Below are 1,409 nucleotides of genomic sequence, written 5' to 3' on the forward strand. Positions count from 1 at the left end.
CTTTCTGCCGATTTTTCTGCACGTTTCTTTGCAGCTTTTTCTTCCTCTGCTTTTTTAGCAGCTCTTTTCTCTTTTACCTTTTCTTCTGTTTCTCTGTTCTCTTTTGCTTTTCGTTCAGCATTCTCTTTCGCTATTTTCCCATCTGGATCATTTGTACTAGATATTGCCACCGAAATATTTCCGTTTTCATCAACCTTATAACTCAGATTTGTCAAAGTGCCCAAACATCCATTAACCGCACTTTTTGCACAATCTGGAATGGCTGCTAAGTTTTCCTCCAGATACTTTGCTTTTTCCGGATCATTCATACACTTCTGTAAAAATGCACTTGAAACGGATACTGTTGTCGGAACCCCTTGCATTGAAGTCGTTCCCATATTCATATAATGGTATTTTCCTTGCAAGTATTTTGAATAATCATTTACATTGCTATACCCCGTCTTAATCTGCTCTGTTTTTGTCACACCGGGACGTGATGTTTTTAATTCAACTGTACTTGTTGTCACGTTGCCGTCTTTTGTATTTGTACTATCCTTTTCACTATCTGTTTTTTTAACAGTATTCTTGTAATTTGAAGCATAATACGATGTGCAACTGCTGTTATTGATACCTGTAATTGCCATAATCCTACCTCCCTGTTATTGAAACTTAAAATAATTTCTATTATATTGAACGACTTGGATATTTAATTTCTCTCAGCCTCAATATGATATGTAATCCAAGTTCTCTTTTTTTCCTATGTTCAAATGACTAAGCACTATTTATACTTACTATTTGCATTTGGCAAATTAAGATATGTATCCATACTTTTCGTCCAAAGCAACGATAAGTCAAACCTTCCCAATTTGTTTAAATCTTCTATGCTTTTTTTGAACATTGCGATAAAATCTCTTCTGTCGTTAAGTCCCATATTACCAGCTTCAAGCGGCAGAGACGTGAAACCTCCCTGCTTTTCCACTTTGTAATGTGCCTCCAATGCACGCATTTCGACTACTGTAGCATTTGATGGATTAACATCATTGATATAAATTCTTTGCTCAAACTCTTTCCCGTTTTCGTCCACACCTTTCGCTAACACCACAGGATTTTCATCCGTCGAATCATCCGCATATTTAAGACAATAAGAAAGACCTGTACCATTACCTCCTGTCCACAACATATTATCTGTTGTAAATATCTGATATACCTTCGGTGTTTCTGCCATATAAAATGTCTTTTCCCCAGATGCAGGAGTTTTCATTTGATTACCTTTTTGTTGACCGTACAATGAAGATACGGTATTCAGACCAGAACCAATGTGCATACTTCTATTCCTCCAATCAGTTTATCTGAATTGTAAATGTACTGCTTGTATTCCACCATCGTCATATCTTTAGCAGACACAGAACCTATTTTTGAATTGCCCACTA

At 36.3% G+C, this 1,409-nt stretch carries 2 protein-coding genes; both read right to left on the bottom strand.

The annotated features are described in order from the left end of the window. The coding region (locus tag WMO38_RS15010) for a hypothetical protein (protein WP_349163214.1) at window positions 1–623 on the bottom strand (623 nt) is incomplete at its 3' end. A gap of 134 nt (window positions 624–757) precedes the next feature. Next, window positions 758–1,303: a hypothetical protein gene (locus WMO38_RS15015; RefSeq protein ID WP_055195992.1), complete on the bottom strand. Its 546-nt coding sequence runs from the start codon at window positions 1,301–1,303 to the stop codon at window positions 758–760. Window positions 1,304–1,409 lie beyond the last annotated feature (106 nt).

The sequence above is a fragment of the Lachnospira hominis (ex Hitch et al. 2025) genome (genome assembly GCF_040096395.1).
Classification (GTDB): domain Bacteria; phylum Bacillota; class Clostridia; order Lachnospirales; family Lachnospiraceae; genus Lachnospira; species Lachnospira hominis.

Excerpts from the sequence above, each read along its gene's own strand:
- WMO38_RS15015 (WP_055195992.1), bottom strand. The coding sequence starts at position 1,303 with ATGCACATTGGTTCTGGTCTGAATACCGTATCTTCATTGTACGGTCAA.